Below are 15,447 nucleotides of genomic sequence, written 5' to 3' on the forward strand. Positions count from 1 at the left end.
ACGTGCCGTTCTCGGATGCTGCGCCGGGGAGGTCGCGCATGATTCCCGCACTCGACTGGGGCGATGTGTTCTCGTTCCAGGACTACGGGGCGCTCGTCGCGCTGCTGGCCAACTCGATCATCGCCGGCGCCGTGCTCGGCGTGGTCGGCGGGCTGGTCGGCGTCTTCGTCATGCAGCGCGACCTCGCCTTCGCCGTGCACGGGGTGAGCGAACTGTCGTTCGCCGGCGCCGCCGCCGCGCTGCTCTTCGGCGGCAGCGTCGTGGCCGGCTCGATCGGCGGGGCGCTCGTCGCGGCCATCCTCATCGGCCTCCTGGGATCGCGCGCGCGTGAGCGAAACTCGATCGTCGGTGTGCTCATGCCGTTCGGGCTGGGCCTGGGCATCCTGTTCCTCTCGCTCTACGACGGTCGCAGCGCGAACCGGTTCAGCCTGCTGACCGGCCAGATCGTCGCGGTCTCTTCCCCGGATCTCGGCTGGCTCATCGGCATCAGCGCTGTGGTGCTCGTCGTGCTCGTGCTCGTCTGGAATCCGTTGCGGTTCGACTCGCTCGACCCCGTCTCGGCGCAGGCCCGCGGCATCCCCACCGGCGCCATCGGCCTGGTGTTCATGGTGCTGCTCGGGCTCATCGTGGCCGTCGCCGTGCACATCATCGGCGCCCTGCTCGTGATGGCGCTGCTCGTGACGCCCGCGGCCGCCGCGATGCGCATCGCGGCGGGGCCCGTCGCGGTTCCCGTGCTCGCGGCGGTGTTCGGCTTCGTCTCGGCCGTCGGGGGCATCCTGCTCGCCCTGGCCGGCACCCTTCCGGTGAGCCCTTACATCACGACCATCTCGTTCGCGATCTACCTCGTCTGCTGGGCCGTGCAGCGCTCGCGCGAACGCGTGCGTCGCGCCTGACACCCGCTCGACTCCCCGCGAGTGCACGGCTTGTCGTCGAGTGCACGGCGTGTTTCCCGGAACAACCCGCTCACTCGGCGGGATCCCGGTCACTCGCGGAAAGGGCGGACGGATGCGCCGCGCCGGCTCCCAGCCCGGGTGGATGCGGCGGCCATAGACTCGTGGCATGGCTCAGCGCAACACCTGGCAGCGTGAGCGCGTGCGCGACGCCCTCGCGGATGCGCGGGGCTTCGTGAGTGCGCAGACCCTGCACGCCACGCTCCGCGAGGAGAACACCGGCATCGGCCTGGCGACCGTGTACCGGGCCCTGTCGGGCCTGGCCGCCTCGGGCGACGCCGACACGCTGCAGAGCCCCGACGGGGAAGCGCTGTACCGGGCGTGCGAGACCCAGGCGCACCACCATCACCTCATCTGCCGCTCCTGCGGGCTGACGGTCGAGATCGAGGCGACCGACGTCGAGCAGTGGGCGCGCCGCACGGCCGCCCTGCACGGATTCCGCGACGCCGAGCACGTCGTCGACATCTTCGGCCTATGCGGCGCCTGCGCTGGCATCGCCGATGCCGCTGCAGACCGCGCCGAGAAGGCGTGAGTCCGGCGTGACGATCACCTCACCGGGCCCCCGGCGGGAGCGGCCCGTCGGCACGGCCGTCGCGCGACCGCGCCGCCGCATCCATCCGGGTATCGCCGCCCTGCTGGGCGCCGTGGCCGTGGGCGCGCTCGTCGCGATCGACGTGTTCGCCCCTTCGCTGTTCCCCGCGGCGCTGCCCACCCGCGTGCAAGACGGGCTGACGCTCTCGCTCAGCGTGCTGTTCGAGGCCCTCCCGTTCGTCGTGCTGGGCGTGCTGCTGTCGATCGTCGTGCAGGTGTGGCTACCCGACGGCGTGATCGAACGCATCCTGCCGAAGTCCGGATGGGCGCGCCGCGCCGTGCTGTCGCTGCTCGGGATGCTCATCCCGGTCTGCGAGTGCGGCAACGTGCCGTTCGCCCGCGGCCTGATGATGCGCGGCCTCGCGCCCGCCGAGGCCCTGACCTTTCTCATGGCGGCACCCATCGTCAACCCCATCGTCATCCTCACCACGCACGCCGCGTTCGGATGGGACGGCGGCATCCTCGTCGCCCGCCTCGTCGGCGGCTACCTCATCGCCAACCTCATCGGCTGGATCTACAGCCGCCACCCCGCGCCCGACGCCCTGCTCACCTCGCATTTCCGCGACACGTGCGAGCGGGTCGCGCACGAGCCGGGCACTCCCGTGCGCCGCAGCCTCACCCAGTTCCTCATCGAACTGCGCGCCGTCATGCCCGCTCTCGTCATCGGGTCCGCGCTCGCGGGGGGCGTGCAAGTGCTCGTGCCGCGCGACGTGCTGCTGGCCATCGGCGCCAACCCGGTGCTGTCGATCGTGGCGATGATCGCCCTCGCCATCACCGTGGCGATCTGCTCCAACGTGGATGCGTTCTTCGCCCTGTCGTTCGCCTCCACCTTCTCGTCGGGGGCGCTCATCGCGTTCCTCCTCGTCGGCCCGCTCGTCGACATCAAGATGCTCGCGCTGCTGCGTACCACCTTCACCGCCCGCACGCTCGCCGGCATCGTCGCGGTGGTCATCCTCGCCGCGTTCGGGATCGGGATCGGGGTGAACGTCCTTGCCTGAGCCGCATGATGTCACCCGCGTCGACCGTCGCCGCTCCCTCGGCGGGCGCTGGCTGGGCGTGGGTCTCGCATCGGTCATCTCCGTCGTCACCCTCGTGCTCGGGCTCACCGGGCGCCTCACCCTCTACATCAGCCCCGAGTCGGTGTGGTTCGCCTGCGCGGCTGCGGTCGTGACCCTCGCGGGCGCGATCTGGTCGTTCACGCTGCCGCTGGGCGCAGAGGCCGACCACGGGCACGACCATGACGCCATGGATGCGCATGATCACGACCACGCCGGTGGCGCGGCGCGCCGGGCGCTCGGCGCCACCGCCACCGTCGCGGGCGGCGTGATCGCCACCGGCATCGTGGCCGGTGCCCTGCTGCTGCCGCCTGCATCGCTGTCGGTCGAGCTCGCCATGTCGCGCGATCCGGGAGCGGACGTGCTCTTCGCCGGGTCCGACGTGGTCGCCCTCGGCACGGCCACCGACACGAGCGGATTCGGGATCGGCGACTGGTCGAGCGTGTTCGCGACCTCGCCGCGACCCGAGACCTACGACGGCGCGGAGGTGGAGCTCACCGGCTTCCTCACCCCGGCCGAGACCGACGACGAGGTGCGGCTGACCCGCATGGTCATCACGCACTGCGTGATCGACGCGCAGCCGGCGGCCGTGCCGCTCGTGATCGAGAAGTGGCAGAGCGACTACGCCGTGGGCGACTGGCTGCAGATCACCGGCGTCGTGCGCGTCGACGACGCCGGAGCCCTGCACGTCGAGCCCACGCAGGTGACCCGGATCGACGAGCCGGGAGACCCCTATGAGCACTGACGACGTCGGCCGGCCGCGGACCCGTGCCGAGGCCCGCGCGCTGCGCGAGGCCGAGGAGGCCGCGCAGCGGGCGAGTGACCCCGCTCCGCCTACGGTCGACGAGGCGCCCACCCCCGTCACCCCTCGGATGCCCGCAGGGCCGCAGGCGAGGCCGGAGCCTCAGGCGAAGCCGGAGCCGGAGGCGAAGCCAGGGCCGCAGGCGACGCGCGGGAACGGGCGCCGGTTCGGCATCGCGCTCGCGGCCGTGCTCGGCGCGCTCGTGCTCGTCGTGGCCGGCCTCAGCGCGGTGAGCCTGTTCCAGGGCCCGCGGATCGCGTCGGTCTCGGTCGACCCTGCCGCGGCGGTCGAAGACTCCGGCACACGCCTCATCCTCACCGCCAACCAGCCGCTCGCCGAGGTCGATCCGGCGCAGGTGAGCGTCGACCCGGCTGTGCCGTTCACGGTCGACACCGCCGGGCGCGGCCTGGGCATCCGCTTCACCGTGCCGCTCGACGACGACACCGAGTACACCGTGACGGCGAACGACCTCACGGCGGCGGGCGGCGGCCCCGCCTCGACACTCACCACGAGCTTCCGCACCCCGGCTGCGCAGCTGTTCCTCCTGCAGCGCGACCCCGAGGGCGACGACGTGATCTTTCGCACCGACCTCTCGGGCGAGAAGGCGGTGCCCGTGTTCCGCAGCGAGAGCATCACCGACTTCCGCACCACCGACGACCGCCTCGTCGTGGCGACCGAGGTCGACGGCCTCTCGCAGCTGCGGGTGATGGACCGCGACGGCGCGAACGAGAAGGAGCTCGCCCTTCCCGGCACCGGGTACGTCGCACGGCTGCAGGTCTCCGAGCGCGGCGGGCTCGTCGGCTACACGTACACGGATCAGAACGTGAGCGCCGACAGCGGCCGCGCCGGCGTGCTCGTGACGCAGTCGCTGAAGGGGGGCGAGCCGACGATCGTCGAACTGCCCGACAACACGCCCAGCATCGCCGAGTGGCAGTTCGTGCCCGACTCGTCCGCGGCGCTGTTCATCGACTTCACCGGCACGCTGTACATCGACGACCGCTCGGGCGATGCAGGCCCCACCCCGCTCGGTCTCACGCAGACGATCGAGGGCATCTCGCGCGGCACATACACGGCCATCGTGCAGCGCGACTTCCAGCTGCTCGAGCTCGACCTCGCCGACGGGTCGGTCAGCCCGCTGCCGGCGTCCGAGCCCGACTTCGGCATCCCGCGGACGATCATCCCCTTCCCCGGCGGCACGCTGCGCCACACCACGGCGCGCGACGCGGCGGGACTGCCCACCGGGCAGGGCATCGTGCGGGTCGACGACGACGGTGCCGCGGAGATGCTGTACTCGGTCACCGGATCCGACGTCATCGTGCAGGCGTGCGCCTCTCCCAGCGGCCAGTACGCGGCGATCGTCGTTGCGCCGAACCTCGTCGAGAACCGCCACGACCGCTCCCTCCTGCCGCTGCCGATGACCCTCCAGATGCACATCCTCGACACGAGGACCGGTGATGAGCAGGTGGTGCTGTCGGGCTTCGACCCGTCGTGGTGCGCGACCGGGCCCCGGCTGTGACCGGGATGCGCCGCGCGACACGCGCCGACCTCGAGGGGCTCCCTGTGCAGGTAGCCCCGCGGCTGCTCGGCGCGCACCTGCGCACGGTCGTCGACGGGGTGGAGGCGGTGCTGCGGATCACCGAGGTCGAGGCCTACCACGGCCGTGGCACGGGTGAGACGCCCGATCCCGGATCGCACGCGCGCATGGGCCCCACTGCCCGCAACGCGACGATGTGGGGCGAGCCGGGGCACTTGTACGTGTACCTCAGCCACGGCATCCACTCCTGCGTCAACGTCGTCTGCGGGTCCGAGGGCACCGCGGGCGGAGTGCTGCTGCGGGCGGGCGAGGTGATCGGGGGACTGGATGCCGTGGCCGGCCGCCGCGGTGCCGCGTCTCCGCTGCGCCCCACGGCGGTGCGCGATCTCGCCCGCGGGCCGGGCCGGTTCGGGCAGGCGTCGGGGCTGCGGCATCCGCGGCACGACGGCATCGACGTGATCGGCGGGGCGGCGAAGGAGGGCGCGATCGCCGAGTTGTGGCTGGGCGACCCGGTCGCCGACGTCTCGAGCGGGCCGCGCGTGGGGGTCGCCGGGATCGCGGGCACGGCGGCGTTCCCGTGGCGGTTCTGGATCACGGGCGATCCGACGGTGTCGCCGTTCCGCTGGGGACGCGGCGCAGCCGAAGCCGCCGCCATGCTAGACTGACTCCTTGTCTGTGCACGCTCCTGTGCGCAGTTCGCATCCCTCCCTCTTCCCAGCGGCCCCGGTCGTGCCCGAAGAAGCGGGATGCCGACAAGGGATCTTGGGTGAGACCGTCCGGTCTCACGGTATTGAAGGAGTCACCACTATGGCAGCAGTGTGCCAGGTGACCGGTGCTGTTCCCGGCTTCGGTCACAACGTCTCGCACTCGCACCGCCGGACGAAGCGTCGCTTCGACCCGAACGTGCAGCGCAAGACCTACTATGTGCCGTCGCTCGGCCGTAAGGTCACCCTGAACGTGTCCGCCAAGGGCATCAAGGTGATCGACGCGCGCGGCATCGACAACGTCGTGAAGGACCTGATCGCGAAGGGTGTGAAGCTCTAATGGCGAAGAAGGCGCAGGACGTCCGTCCGATCATCAAGCTGCGTTCGACGGCAGGAACCGGGTACACCTACGTGACCCGCAAGAACCGTCGCAACACCCCCGACCGCATCGTGCTGAAGAAGTACGACCCGGTGGTCCGCAAGCACGTCGAATTCCGAGAGGAGCGTTGATCCATGGCTAAGAAGAGCAAGATCGCGCGCAACACGCAGCGTGAGGCTGTCGTCGCCCGCTACGCCGAGCGCCGCGCCGAGCTGAAGAAGGCCCTGGTCGACCCCAACTCGACCGACGAGCAGCGCGAGGCCGCCCGTGTCGGCCTGCAGAAGCTGCCCCGCAACGCTTCGCCTGTGCGTCTGCGCTCGCGCGATGTCATCGACGGCCGCCCCCGCGGCGTGCTGTCGAAGTTCGGCATCTCGCGCGTCCGCTTCCGCGACATGGCCCACCGCGGCGAGCTGCCCGGTGTGACCAAGTCCAGCTGGTAAGCACCCAGAGCGTTTCAGGGGCGGGGATCTTCGGATCCCCGCCCCTTTCGCATCCTCTGCCCGTCGCGCGGGCCGCATGCTCGGGAGGAGTTCTCGTGCTCGGGAGGATTCTTCCCCTCGGAGTGTCCTCCCGAACGTGAGTTCTCCTCCAGAGAAGCACACGCCGGGTCTTCCTCCCCATCCCGCCGCTGGAACTTCTTCTGCACCGAACGCGGGTTCCCGACTCGGATGCGTCTGCGCGCTGCGCGAGGATCGGGCGATGGATCCGATCGCACAGCTGCGCGAACGCAACGGAATCGCCCGGGTCGACACGTTGCGTCGGGCAGGTGTGAGCGCGCACGCGCTGCGCAGGGCACGCGAGCAGGGGCTGGTGCACTCGGCGCGTCGCGGATGGGTCGCGCTTGCGGATGCGGATCCGATGCTGCTCGCCGCGGCTCGCCGGGGCGTGGTGCTCAGTTGCATCACTCTGGCGGCGCGGCGCGGCCTCTGGGTGCTCGACCACGATGAGCCCCATGTCGCGGCGCCGCCGAGCTCCGGCCACGCGCGCACGAGCAAGGGCGTCATCCACTGGAGCGCCCCGGTGTTCCCTCGCGATCCGGAGACGTGGGAGGACTCGCTCGAGAACGCGCTCATCCTCATCGCGCGGTGCCAGCCGTATGAGGCGGCCCGGGCGGTGTGGGAGTCGGCGGCGAAGAAGGGGCTGCTCGACCGAGACGTGATGCGGCGTACGCCGCTGCCGCCGGCGGCGCGCGAGCTGGTCGACGATGCGCATCCGTTCGCGGATGCGGGCACCGAGAGCATCTTCCTCACCCGGCTGGGGTGGCTGAAGGTGCCGCTGGTCCCGTAGGCCTGGGTGCTCGGTCATCGCGTGGACTGCCTCATCGGCGAACGGCTCATCGTGCAGATCGACGGCGGCCATCACGTGGGCGCCCAGCGCACCTCCGACATCGATCACGACGCGCGGCTGATGCTCCGCGGATACCACGTCATCCGGGTGAGCTATGTGCAGCTGATGCACCGGTGGCCCGAGGTGCAGTTGCTGATCATGACGGCGATCGCGCAGGGACTACACCGGGCGTGAGGGCCGACCTGCCGCAGGATCCGGCGGAGTTCTCGTGCTCGGGAGGATCCTTGCCCCCGGAATCTCCTCCCGAACGTGAGTTCTCCTCCCGGGGCGGGGATGGGGCGGACGGCGAAATTTGTGACGGATGTGACGGATGTGGTGCGACACGCGGTCAGAAAACGTCAAAACCCGCGAAATGACGCGGAAAAACAGGCTGTGGTTGGTACATTCAAGGCGGTCGATCGACCGTCGGGGGGCATCCGCTCTTCCGGACTGAAGAAACACGATGCGACGTACTTCGTCGCTGGAGGATGAAATGGCTGACAAGTCCATCACCAAGACCGAGCTCGTCGCGAGCATCGCCAGCGCCACCGGACAGAGCCAGGCCGCCGTTTCGGGCGTTCTCGACGCGCTGTTCTCGACCGTCTCCGACGCTGTCGCCAAGGGCAGCAAGGTCTCGATCCCCGGCTGGATCGCCTTCGAGCAGGTCGCCACCGCCGCCCGCACCGGCCGCAACCCGCAGACCGGCGCCGAGATCAAGATCCCGGCCGGCAAGCGCGTCAAGGTGACCGCCGGCTCCAAGCTCAAGGCCGCCGTCAAGTAAGACGATTCGCTGTTCGAGGCCGCCCCGTCCGTACGGAGGGGCGGCCTCGAACATGCCCGGGGGTCGAGTTCACAGCGCCACGACCTAGGCTGGTGAGGTGACCCGGCCCTCCTCTCCGCCTCGGGCGGATGCGCGTGCGATCCTGCGTGTGGCGGGCCCGGCGATCCTGATCGTCACGGCGGTCGCGACCATGCTCGTGGCTCTGTGGCTGGGCGGCGGCGCTGCGCCGACCGTCATCGCGGATGCCGGCCCCGTCGTGCGCTGGACCCTTCCGGTCGTCAAGCTCCTGAGCAACCTCGGCGCCGCGGCGATGCTCGGCTCGCTCGTGCTGGCCCTGTTCGCGCTGCGGGCCGGCGATCGCTCCTTCGACGTCGCCATGGACACCGCCTCGGTCGGCGCCGCGGTGTACACGGTCGCCTCGGCGATCGCCGCCTTCTTCACCTTCTTGCTCGCCTTTCCCGTCACCGTCGACACGGGCCCTGAGTTCGGCGCCCAGTTCGGCCGGTTCCTCACCGAGCTCGACCTCGGCCGGGCCTGGCTGATCACCGTCATCGGCGGGGCCATTGTCACGATCGCCACCTTCGCGTTCCGCTCGTGGACGATGGCCCTGCTCACGGCGCTGCTGGCCGCCGCCACCTTCGTGCCGCTGGCCACGCAGGGCCACGCCGGCGAGCTGTCGGGGCACGAGATGGCCGTCAACTCGCTGCTGCTGCACACCCTCGGCGCCGCCGTGTGGGTCGGCGGGCTCCTCCTGCTCATCGTGCTCCGCGGCACGCGCACCGACCTCGCCGCGGCAGAGGAGCACCCCGTGCGCGGCAAGGAGCGGCCGGTGGCCATCGGCGCCGTGCTGCGCCGCTACTCCGCACTCGCGCTCGTCGCCTACATCGTGATCGCCGTCTCGGGCATCGCGCGCACCGTGATCTCGGTCGGCACGTGGTCGGGGCTGTGGACCCCGTACGGTGCGCTCGTCGCGGCCAAGGCCGTGCTGCTCGTGCTCCTCGGATGCTTCGGCGCCTGGTACCGCACCCGCCTCATCCCGCGCATCGACGCATCCGCGGAGGGGCGCACGGGCAAGGGTGCCGCGGCGCGGCGCACGACAGCACTGCGGTCGTTCTGGACTCTCGTGCTCGCCGAGCTCGCGCTGATGGGCGCCGCATCCGGTGCGGCCGTCGCCCTCGCCCGCACCCCCCCGCCGACGGGAGACCAGGTGCCGACCGCGCGCACGCCGGCGGAGTTCCTCACCGGATCGCCCGTGCCGCCCGAGCTCACCTTCGGCCGCTGGTTCACCCAGTGGGATCTCGATCTCATCTGGGCGCTCGCCGCCGTGTTCGGCGCCGTGCTCTACCTGCTCGGCGTGAGGCGGCTGCGCCGCCGGGGCGACGCATGGCCCATCCACCGCACGATCCTGTGGCTGGCGGGCATGCTCCTGCTGCTGTGGGTCACCGGCGGCGCGGTCAACGCGTACCAGGAATACCTCTTCAGCGTGCACATGCTCGGGCACATGATCCTGTCCATGGCGCTGCCGCTGTTGCTCGTCTCCGGCGCCCCGGTCACGCTCGCGCTGCGGGCGATCGACAAACGCGACGATGGTACGCGCGGCGCCAGGGAATGGATCCTCTGGGCGGTGCACACTCCTTTCTCGCGCGTCGTGACGCATCCGTTCGTCGCCGCGGCGATCTTCGTGCTGTCGCTGTGGGCGTTCTACTTCACCGACATCGTGCGCTGGGTGATGAACGACCACCTCGGGCACGAGTGGATGACGATCCACTTCCTCATCGCCGGATACCTGTTCGTGCTGAGCCTCATCGGCGTCGACCCCGTGCCGTACCGTCTGCCGTATCCGGGCCGGCTCATCACGCTGATCGCCGTGATGGCGACGCACGCCTTCTTCGGGGTGGCGATCATGATGCAGACGGGCCTGATCGTCGCCGAATGGTTCGGGTCGATGGGGCGCACGTGGGGGGCGACGCCCATGGAGGATCAGTACGTCGGCGGTGGGATCGCCTGGTCGGTGGGGGAGATCCCCACGCTCATCCTCGCCATCACCGTGGCGATCCAGTGGAGCCGCAGCGACGCGCGCGCCGAGAAGCGCCGAGATCGTCACGCCGACCGTACCGGCGACGCCGAGCTGGCGGAGTACAACGCGCACCTCGCCGAGCTCGCCGAGCGCGACCGACGCCTGGCCGAGCGCGGCCGCTGACCCACCGCATCCCCCGGACGGGCGTCAGGCGCCGTCGCCGAGGTCGGGCGAGCCGACGCTGATGGATGCGCTGCCGTCGGGGAGGATGACGATCGTCCCGTCGAGGCGGAACGGCACATCCTCATCCATCTCGGTGATTGACCCGTCGAAGAGCGACTGCACCTCGACCGTGATGTGAGCCGTCGCCGATGTCGGCGGGATCTTCCAGTTCGCGCCGTCGGGCACGACGGTGACCTGGGGCATCGCCACGATCGACCACGTGGGCAGTTCGGTGATGCGGTTGTTGATCGCCATGCCGAACGGGCACGAGGTGGGCTGCAGCACCTGCTGGGTGGTGCACTGGGTGAGGAACGAGTCGACCTGCTCCTGCACGACGGCGATGAACTCCTTCGTCGCCTCGGCCTGCAGGTCCAGTGGCGTGGTGGCGAGCGGAGTGTCGGCGAGCAGGCTCACGCCCTTCGTCTTCGCGATCGCCGTGTCGACGCTCACCGAGTACAGCCCGGGCGAGAACACCAGCAGCGGCACGGGCTCGAGCGGGGGCGCATCCACCCCTGCCGCCGCCACCTGGCGACGGTCGAGCTCGAAGCCGTTGACCGTGAACTGCTCGGAGCCGCGCAGCGTGAGCTCGATCACGGCGAGCGGGCTTGTCGAGAAGCGCCAGGCGGGGACGACGCCGATCCAGCCGTCCTGCCGCACGCGGAAGGTTGTCGAGCCGTCGTGCCCGCCCGCCACGTACGACGCGGTGACGACGGTGTCGTCGCCGTCGCGATGCTCGTCGGTGATGGCGATGTCGGTGAGGGTCGACAGCGCGGCCTGACGCAGCAGTGCGTCGGAGGCGTTGGTGTCGATATCGGCGTGGCCCTGCGCGGTGCGCTCGAGGGCGACGCCCGACACCTGCAGCGCGTCGGCCGCACGGCCCTCGGAGATCAGCCCCAGATAGTGCTGCACGAATGCCGAGGGGCTGTAGAAGGAGCGATACATCGCCGCTGCGCCCGCCGCGAGTGCGGCGATGAGCACGAGGCCGATGACGGCGAGCAGGGCCAGGTCCGTCGACAGACGGGCGGATGCGCGTCGTCGACCGGCGCGGGGCTGCTGCATGCTCGTCAGTCTAGGGATGCGCTGCTGAGGCGAGACTGACAGTGGCCGCGCCGCACGGCCGTACCATGGGATCGCACCCCCTTGGAGATCCCGCACCGTGACGCTTCCCGCCCTGTCGCCCGAGCAGCTCGAGCTGTTCCGGCTCATCGAAGACACCGCGTCGCACGTGTTCGTCACGGGCCGGGCGGGCACGGGAAAATCGACGCTTCTGCAGCACTTCGCCGCGTCGACGTCGAAGACCATCGCGATCTGCGCACCCACCGGTGTGGCGGCGCTGAACGTCGAGGGGCAGACGATCCACTCGCTGTTCCGGCTGCCGATCGGGCTCATCGCCGACACGGAGCTCACCCAGAACGACGCGACCCGGCGCATCCTCAAGGCCATCGACACGCTCGTGATCGACGAGGTGTCGATGGTCAACGCCGACCTCATGGACGGCATCGACCGCGCGCTGCGTCAGGCCCGCGGCAAGCGGGCCGCGCCGTTCGGCGGGGTGCAGGTGGTGATGTTCGGCGACCCGTACCAGCTCGCCCCCGTGCCGCCGCGCGGCGGCGACGAGCTGCGCTACGTGCGCGACCACTACCGCTCGTTCTGGTTCTTCGATGCGAAGGTGTGGGCGGGGGCCTCGGGCGACGGCGAGGGAGACGGGCTCATCGACCTGGGCCGCCACGGCGCCGAGCTGCACGTGCGTGAGCTGCGCCACATCCACCGGCAGTCGGATGCGGGATTCAAGGCGATGCTCAACGCCGTGCGCTACGGCCGGGTCACGGCCGAGATCGCCGGGGCGCTCAACGCCGCGGGCGCGCGCACGCCGCCCGAGCCGGGGCCGGCCGAGACGCCGATCATCACGCTCGCCACGCGCAACGACATCGTCAACACCATCAACCGCCGCCACCTCACCGCGCTCGCCGGGCGCGAGCAGACGGCGCAGGCTGAGATCAGCGGCGACTTCGGCAAGGGCGAGGCGAACTATCCGGCCGACTCCGAGCTCAAGCTCAAGGTCGGCGCGCAGGTGATGTTCCTGCGCAACGACACCGGCGCGCAGGGTGACCCGCCGCGCTGGGTGAACGGCACGATCGGCACGGTCACGCGCATCCTCGGCGGCACCGTGCGCGTCGACATCGACGGCGAGGAGGTCGATGTCGAGCCGGCCGTGTGGGAGAGATACAGGTACGCGTACAACCCGGGCTCCCGCACGCTCTCCCGGGAGGTGGTGGCCGAGTTCACGCAGTTCCCGCTGCGGTTGGCGTGGGCGGTGACGATCCACAAGTCGCAGGGCAAGACGTACGACCGGGCGATCATCGATCTCGGATCCGGTGCATTCGCGCCCGGACAGACCTATGTCGCGTTGTCGAGGCTCACGACGCTCGACGGGCTGTACCTGTCGCGCCCGTTGCGGCCGAGCGATATCCGGGTCGATCCCGATGTGACGCGCTTCATGCGCCAGGCGTGGGAGGCGCAGCAGGCCTCGACGCCTGCGGTGACCTGAGGCGGGATGCGGGTCAGGCGGCGCCGCGGACGGCGTCGAGCTCCTGGAACAGCTGCGTGTTGAACTCGTAGGCGCGCAGCACCTCATCGATCACGCGCTCGCGCTCGGCCTGATCCCACGGCGCAGCGTCGAGCTGCTCGCGGTACACGTCCTTGAACGCGCCCGGGTCGGCGATGTCGTCGAAGACGTAGAAGCCGATGCCGTTGGTCTCGAAGCCGAAGCGGCGCTGCATGACCCGGCCGATGAACAGACCGCCCGAGAGGTCACCGAGGTAGCGGGTGTAGTGGTGGGCGACGAAACCGCCGGGCCAGGTGGCGCCGACCTCGCGGATGCGCGCGACGTAGCGCTCGGTGACGGGAAGCGGCGCGATGCGCTCGCGCCAGTCGGGCCCGATGAGGAACTCGAGGTCGGACTCGAGCGCCGGAAGCCGGGTGAGGGCGTCGCTGAGGAACACCGATGCGACGGGATCGGTGCGCATCCGCTCGGCGGCCGATTCCAGCGCTTCGTAGATGAAGTAGTGCTGCGCGACGAGCGAGATGTAGTCTTCGCGCGATCCCTCGCCCTTGAGCAGGTCGGACATGAAGCCGGCGTGCTCGCTGCGCGAGTGCGAACCGGACGAGCGCTCGCGCAGGGCGGCGGAGAACGAGATGATGTCGGCCATGCCTCCATTGTAAGGGTTGCCTAATATCCCGCACATCCCCGATTTCCCAGGGTGACGCGGGAGAGAAGGCCGGGGTGGTGCCGTCGCTCAGTGCGGGCGCGGCTCGACGCCCAGGCGAGCGCACGCGGCGTCGTAGAGCGCGACCACTTCGCGGCGCACCTCCGGGCGTTCGGTGATCGATCCGCTCGGCCACGGCACGCGCAGCTTCGCCGGCTCCGCGTCGGGCTGTTCCACGCGCCAGTCGCCGCCGTCTCCGTCGAGCCCGGTCATGGTCGCGGCGGTCGCATCCGGGGCGCCGAAGGCGCGCACGATGAGCAGGTTGTCGTCGGTGTGGTCGTCGTTCATGTGGCGGAGGATCGCGGAGACGACCTCGTCGGAGAAGGCGGTGGGCATGCGCACACTCTACGTCGCCCACCCGCCCCGATGTCACGATGCGAGATCATCCCTGCGACGGATGCTGTGGCGAGGGGGCGACACCATAGACTCTGTCCAGACATTCATGGGGGTTCAGGTGCACGCTTCTTCCTCTCGCCGTGCGCGGCGCGCGGCGGCCGCAGCCGTCGCGCTCGCTCTTCTGCTCAGCGGATGCACGGCGGAGGCAGCCCCTGCCTTCACCCCCAAGGCCCAGACGGAGGCCGACCTGCCCGCCGATGTGCAGGGTCAACTGCAGGGCGTCGTCGAGAAGGCGATGGCCGCCACCGGGTCCTCCGGAGCGATCGTCGGGGTGTGGGTGCCGTGGAGCGGCACGTGGGTCGCGGGGCTGGGCACCTCCGACGGATCGACGCCCGTGACGACCGACATGGCCTTCCGCATCGGCGATGTGACGCGGCTGATGACGTGCGACGTGCTGTACGCGCTCGCCGACCGCGAGATCGTCTCGCTCGACGACCCGGTGACGAAGTACGTCAACGGCGTGGCCGACCTGACCAGCGTCTCCCTGCTCGATCTCTGCAACGGCGCCGCCGGCCTCGGCTCCTCGGAGCCGACCCTGCGCCCGGGATGGCTGACCAACCCGAACCGGGTGTGGTCGGCGAAGGAGGAGGCCAGCTACGGCCTCGAGCGCGCACGCGTGGCACCGGGCACGGAGTACCGCGACTCCGACGCCGGCTACCTGATCCTCGGTGAGGCACTGGAGCGCGCCACCGACAAGTCCGCGGCCGAGCTCATCCGCACCTATGTCACCGCTCCGCTCGGGCTGGACGACACCCAGCTCCCCTCCCGGGCGCCAGCGGCGCCGTCGACGGGTCCGGTGCTCAACGGCACTTATCTGCCTCCGGGGCCGGAGGGTGCGGGGCTGGATTGCACAGCGCCGATCGACGTGACGGTGAGCTCGTCGAGCATCGGCTTCACCGATTCGGGTGTCGTCTCCACGATCGACGACCTCGGCCTGTATCTGCAGGCGGAGGCGGCGCAGGCGCTGCGCATCAAGGACAAGCCGGCCCGGTTCGGCTCGCCGCTGCCCGCCGCCGCCGATGCGCCGTCGTGGTATCAGGCCACCGGCGGCGCCTTCCTGCTGGGCACCATGATCGGGCAGCACGGCTGGGCGCCCGGGTACCTCACCGCCGGTTACTCCGATCCGGAGACGGGTCTCACCGTCGCCGTCGTGCTGAACAACGCCAACGACATGAACGGGCTCGTCGACCTGCTCGCCCGCCAGCTCGCGGCCATCGCCTCCAAGGCGCCGGCTGCCGACGGGGCGACGGCGCCCGAGTTCGCCCTGCCGTTCACGGCCGAGCAGTACGACGAGCTCATCACCGCCAACGCTGTGTGCCCGCTGCCGCAGCCGGAGGCCGAGGTTCCGGCCGACGAGGGTGAGCCGGCGAGCGACGAGGGATAGTCGCGCGGCCCGATGCGCGGCGGCAGATCGAGGGAGCGAC

At 70.5% G+C, this 15,447-nt stretch carries 18 protein-coding genes; 15 read left to right on the plus strand and 3 right to left on the minus strand.

Annotated elements, in window-relative coordinates; translation table 11 throughout:
* Window positions 1-38 precede the first annotated feature (38 nt).
* From BKA02_RS06100 to BKA02_RS06155, 13 genes are all read left to right on the plus strand, one after another.
* Window positions 39-893, plus strand: a complete 855-nt coding sequence (locus BKA02_RS06100) for a metal ABC transporter permease (protein WP_179432243.1) — start codon at window positions 39-41, stop codon at window positions 891-893.
* Between the two features lie 166 nt (window positions 894-1,059).
* Window positions 1,060-1,482: a Fur family transcriptional regulator gene (locus BKA02_RS06105; RefSeq protein ID WP_179432245.1), complete on the plus strand. Its 423-nt coding sequence runs from the start codon at window positions 1,060-1,062 to the stop codon at window positions 1,480-1,482.
* Window positions 1,483-1,489: 7 nt separating this feature from the next.
* Window positions 1,490-2,539 (plus strand): permease, encoded by a 1,050-nt coding sequence (locus BKA02_RS06110; RefSeq protein WP_425487509.1) that lies wholly within the window; start codon window positions 1,490-1,492, stop codon window positions 2,537-2,539.
* Window positions 2,532-3,341, plus strand: coding sequence for a TIGR03943 family putative permease subunit (locus BKA02_RS06115; protein ID WP_179432250.1), 810 nt, complete (start codon window positions 2,532-2,534; stop codon window positions 3,339-3,341). The genes BKA02_RS06110 and BKA02_RS06115 overlap by 8 nt, the downstream gene beginning before the upstream one ends.
* The gene (locus BKA02_RS06120) at window positions 3,331-4,914 is read left to right on the plus strand and encodes a hypothetical protein (RefSeq protein WP_179432252.1); all 1,584 of its coding nucleotides are present in this window, start codon (window positions 3,331-3,333) and stop codon (window positions 4,912-4,914) included. Before BKA02_RS06115 ends, BKA02_RS06120 begins: the two co-directional genes overlap by 11 nt.
* A 5-nt stretch (window positions 4,915-4,919) precedes the next feature.
* Window positions 4,920-5,597, plus strand: coding sequence for a DNA-3-methyladenine glycosylase (locus BKA02_RS06125; protein WP_179432254.1), 678 nt, complete (start codon window positions 4,920-4,922; stop codon window positions 5,595-5,597).
* A gap of 142 nt (window positions 5,598-5,739) precedes the next feature.
* Window positions 5,740-5,976, plus strand: a complete 237-nt coding sequence (gene rpmB, locus BKA02_RS06130; RefSeq protein WP_179432256.1) for a 50S ribosomal protein L28 — start codon at window positions 5,740-5,742, stop codon at window positions 5,974-5,976.
* On the plus strand, window positions 5,976-6,146 hold the full coding sequence (rpmG, locus tag BKA02_RS06135) for a 50S ribosomal protein L33 (protein WP_179432258.1): 171 nt from the start codon (window positions 5,976-5,978) through the stop codon (window positions 6,144-6,146). The genes rpmB and rpmG overlap by 1 nt, the downstream gene beginning before the upstream one ends.
* 3 nt (window positions 6,147-6,149) lie before the next feature.
* Window positions 6,150-6,455, plus strand: a complete 306-nt coding sequence (gene rpsN, locus BKA02_RS06140) for a 30S ribosomal protein S14 (protein ID WP_179432260.1) — start codon at window positions 6,150-6,152, stop codon at window positions 6,453-6,455.
* A gap of 259 nt (window positions 6,456-6,714) precedes the next feature.
* Entirely contained in the window at window positions 6,715-7,302 is a 588-nt protein-coding gene (locus tag BKA02_RS06145; protein WP_246285984.1) for a type IV toxin-antitoxin system AbiEi family antitoxin domain-containing protein, read from the plus strand.
* Window positions 7,303-7,323: 21 nt separating this feature from the next.
* On the plus strand, window positions 7,324-7,536 hold the full coding sequence (locus BKA02_RS14330) for a DUF559 domain-containing protein (protein WP_343045361.1): 213 nt from the start codon (window positions 7,324-7,326) through the stop codon (window positions 7,534-7,536).
* A gap of 298 nt (window positions 7,537-7,834) precedes the next feature.
* A complete protein-coding gene (locus BKA02_RS06150; protein ID WP_179432262.1) occupies window positions 7,835-8,122 on the plus strand; it encodes an HU family DNA-binding protein in 288 nt (95 codons plus the stop codon).
* A gap of 190 nt (window positions 8,123-8,312) precedes the next feature.
* Window positions 8,313-10,322 (plus strand): bifunctional copper resistance protein CopD/cytochrome c oxidase assembly protein, encoded by a 2,010-nt coding sequence (locus BKA02_RS06155; RefSeq protein WP_218844791.1) that lies wholly within the window; start codon window positions 8,313-8,315, stop codon window positions 10,320-10,322.
* Window positions 10,323-10,346: 24 nt separating this feature from the next.
* Here the strand turns inward: BKA02_RS06155 and BKA02_RS06160 are convergent, their stop codons facing one another.
* Window positions 10,347-11,420, minus strand: coding sequence for a hypothetical protein (locus BKA02_RS06160; protein ID WP_179432264.1), 1,074 nt, complete (start codon window positions 11,418-11,420; stop codon window positions 10,347-10,349).
* A 97-nt stretch (window positions 11,421-11,517) separates the two neighbouring features.
* Between BKA02_RS06160 and BKA02_RS06165 the strand changes: the two genes are divergently transcribed.
* Window positions 11,518-12,909 (plus strand): AAA family ATPase, encoded by a 1,392-nt coding sequence (locus BKA02_RS06165; protein WP_179432266.1) that lies wholly within the window; start codon window positions 11,518-11,520, stop codon window positions 12,907-12,909.
* A gap of 13 nt (window positions 12,910-12,922) precedes the next feature.
* Here BKA02_RS06165 and BKA02_RS06170 read toward each other — a convergent pair whose 3' ends face one another.
* Both BKA02_RS06170 and BKA02_RS06175 read right to left on the minus strand, forming a co-directional pair.
* Entirely contained in the window at window positions 12,923-13,570 is a 648-nt protein-coding gene (locus BKA02_RS06170) for a biliverdin-producing heme oxygenase (protein ID WP_179432268.1), read from the minus strand.
* Window positions 13,571-13,657: 87 nt separating this feature from the next.
* On the minus strand, window positions 13,658-13,963 hold the full coding sequence (locus tag BKA02_RS06175; protein WP_179432270.1) for a DUF2470 domain-containing protein: 306 nt from the start codon (window positions 13,961-13,963) through the stop codon (window positions 13,658-13,660).
* Between the two features lie 106 nt (window positions 13,964-14,069).
* On the opposite strand from BKA02_RS06175, the gene BKA02_RS06180 reads away from it, so the two are divergent.
* A complete protein-coding gene (locus BKA02_RS06180; RefSeq protein ID WP_218844466.1) occupies window positions 14,070-15,407 on the plus strand; it encodes a serine hydrolase domain-containing protein in 1,338 nt (445 codons plus the stop codon).
* Window positions 15,408-15,447: the final 40 nt, after the last annotated feature.

Source organism: Microbacterium pseudoresistens (assembly GCF_013409745.1).
Lineage (GTDB): Bacteria > Actinomycetota > Actinomycetes > Actinomycetales > Microbacteriaceae > Microbacterium > Microbacterium pseudoresistens.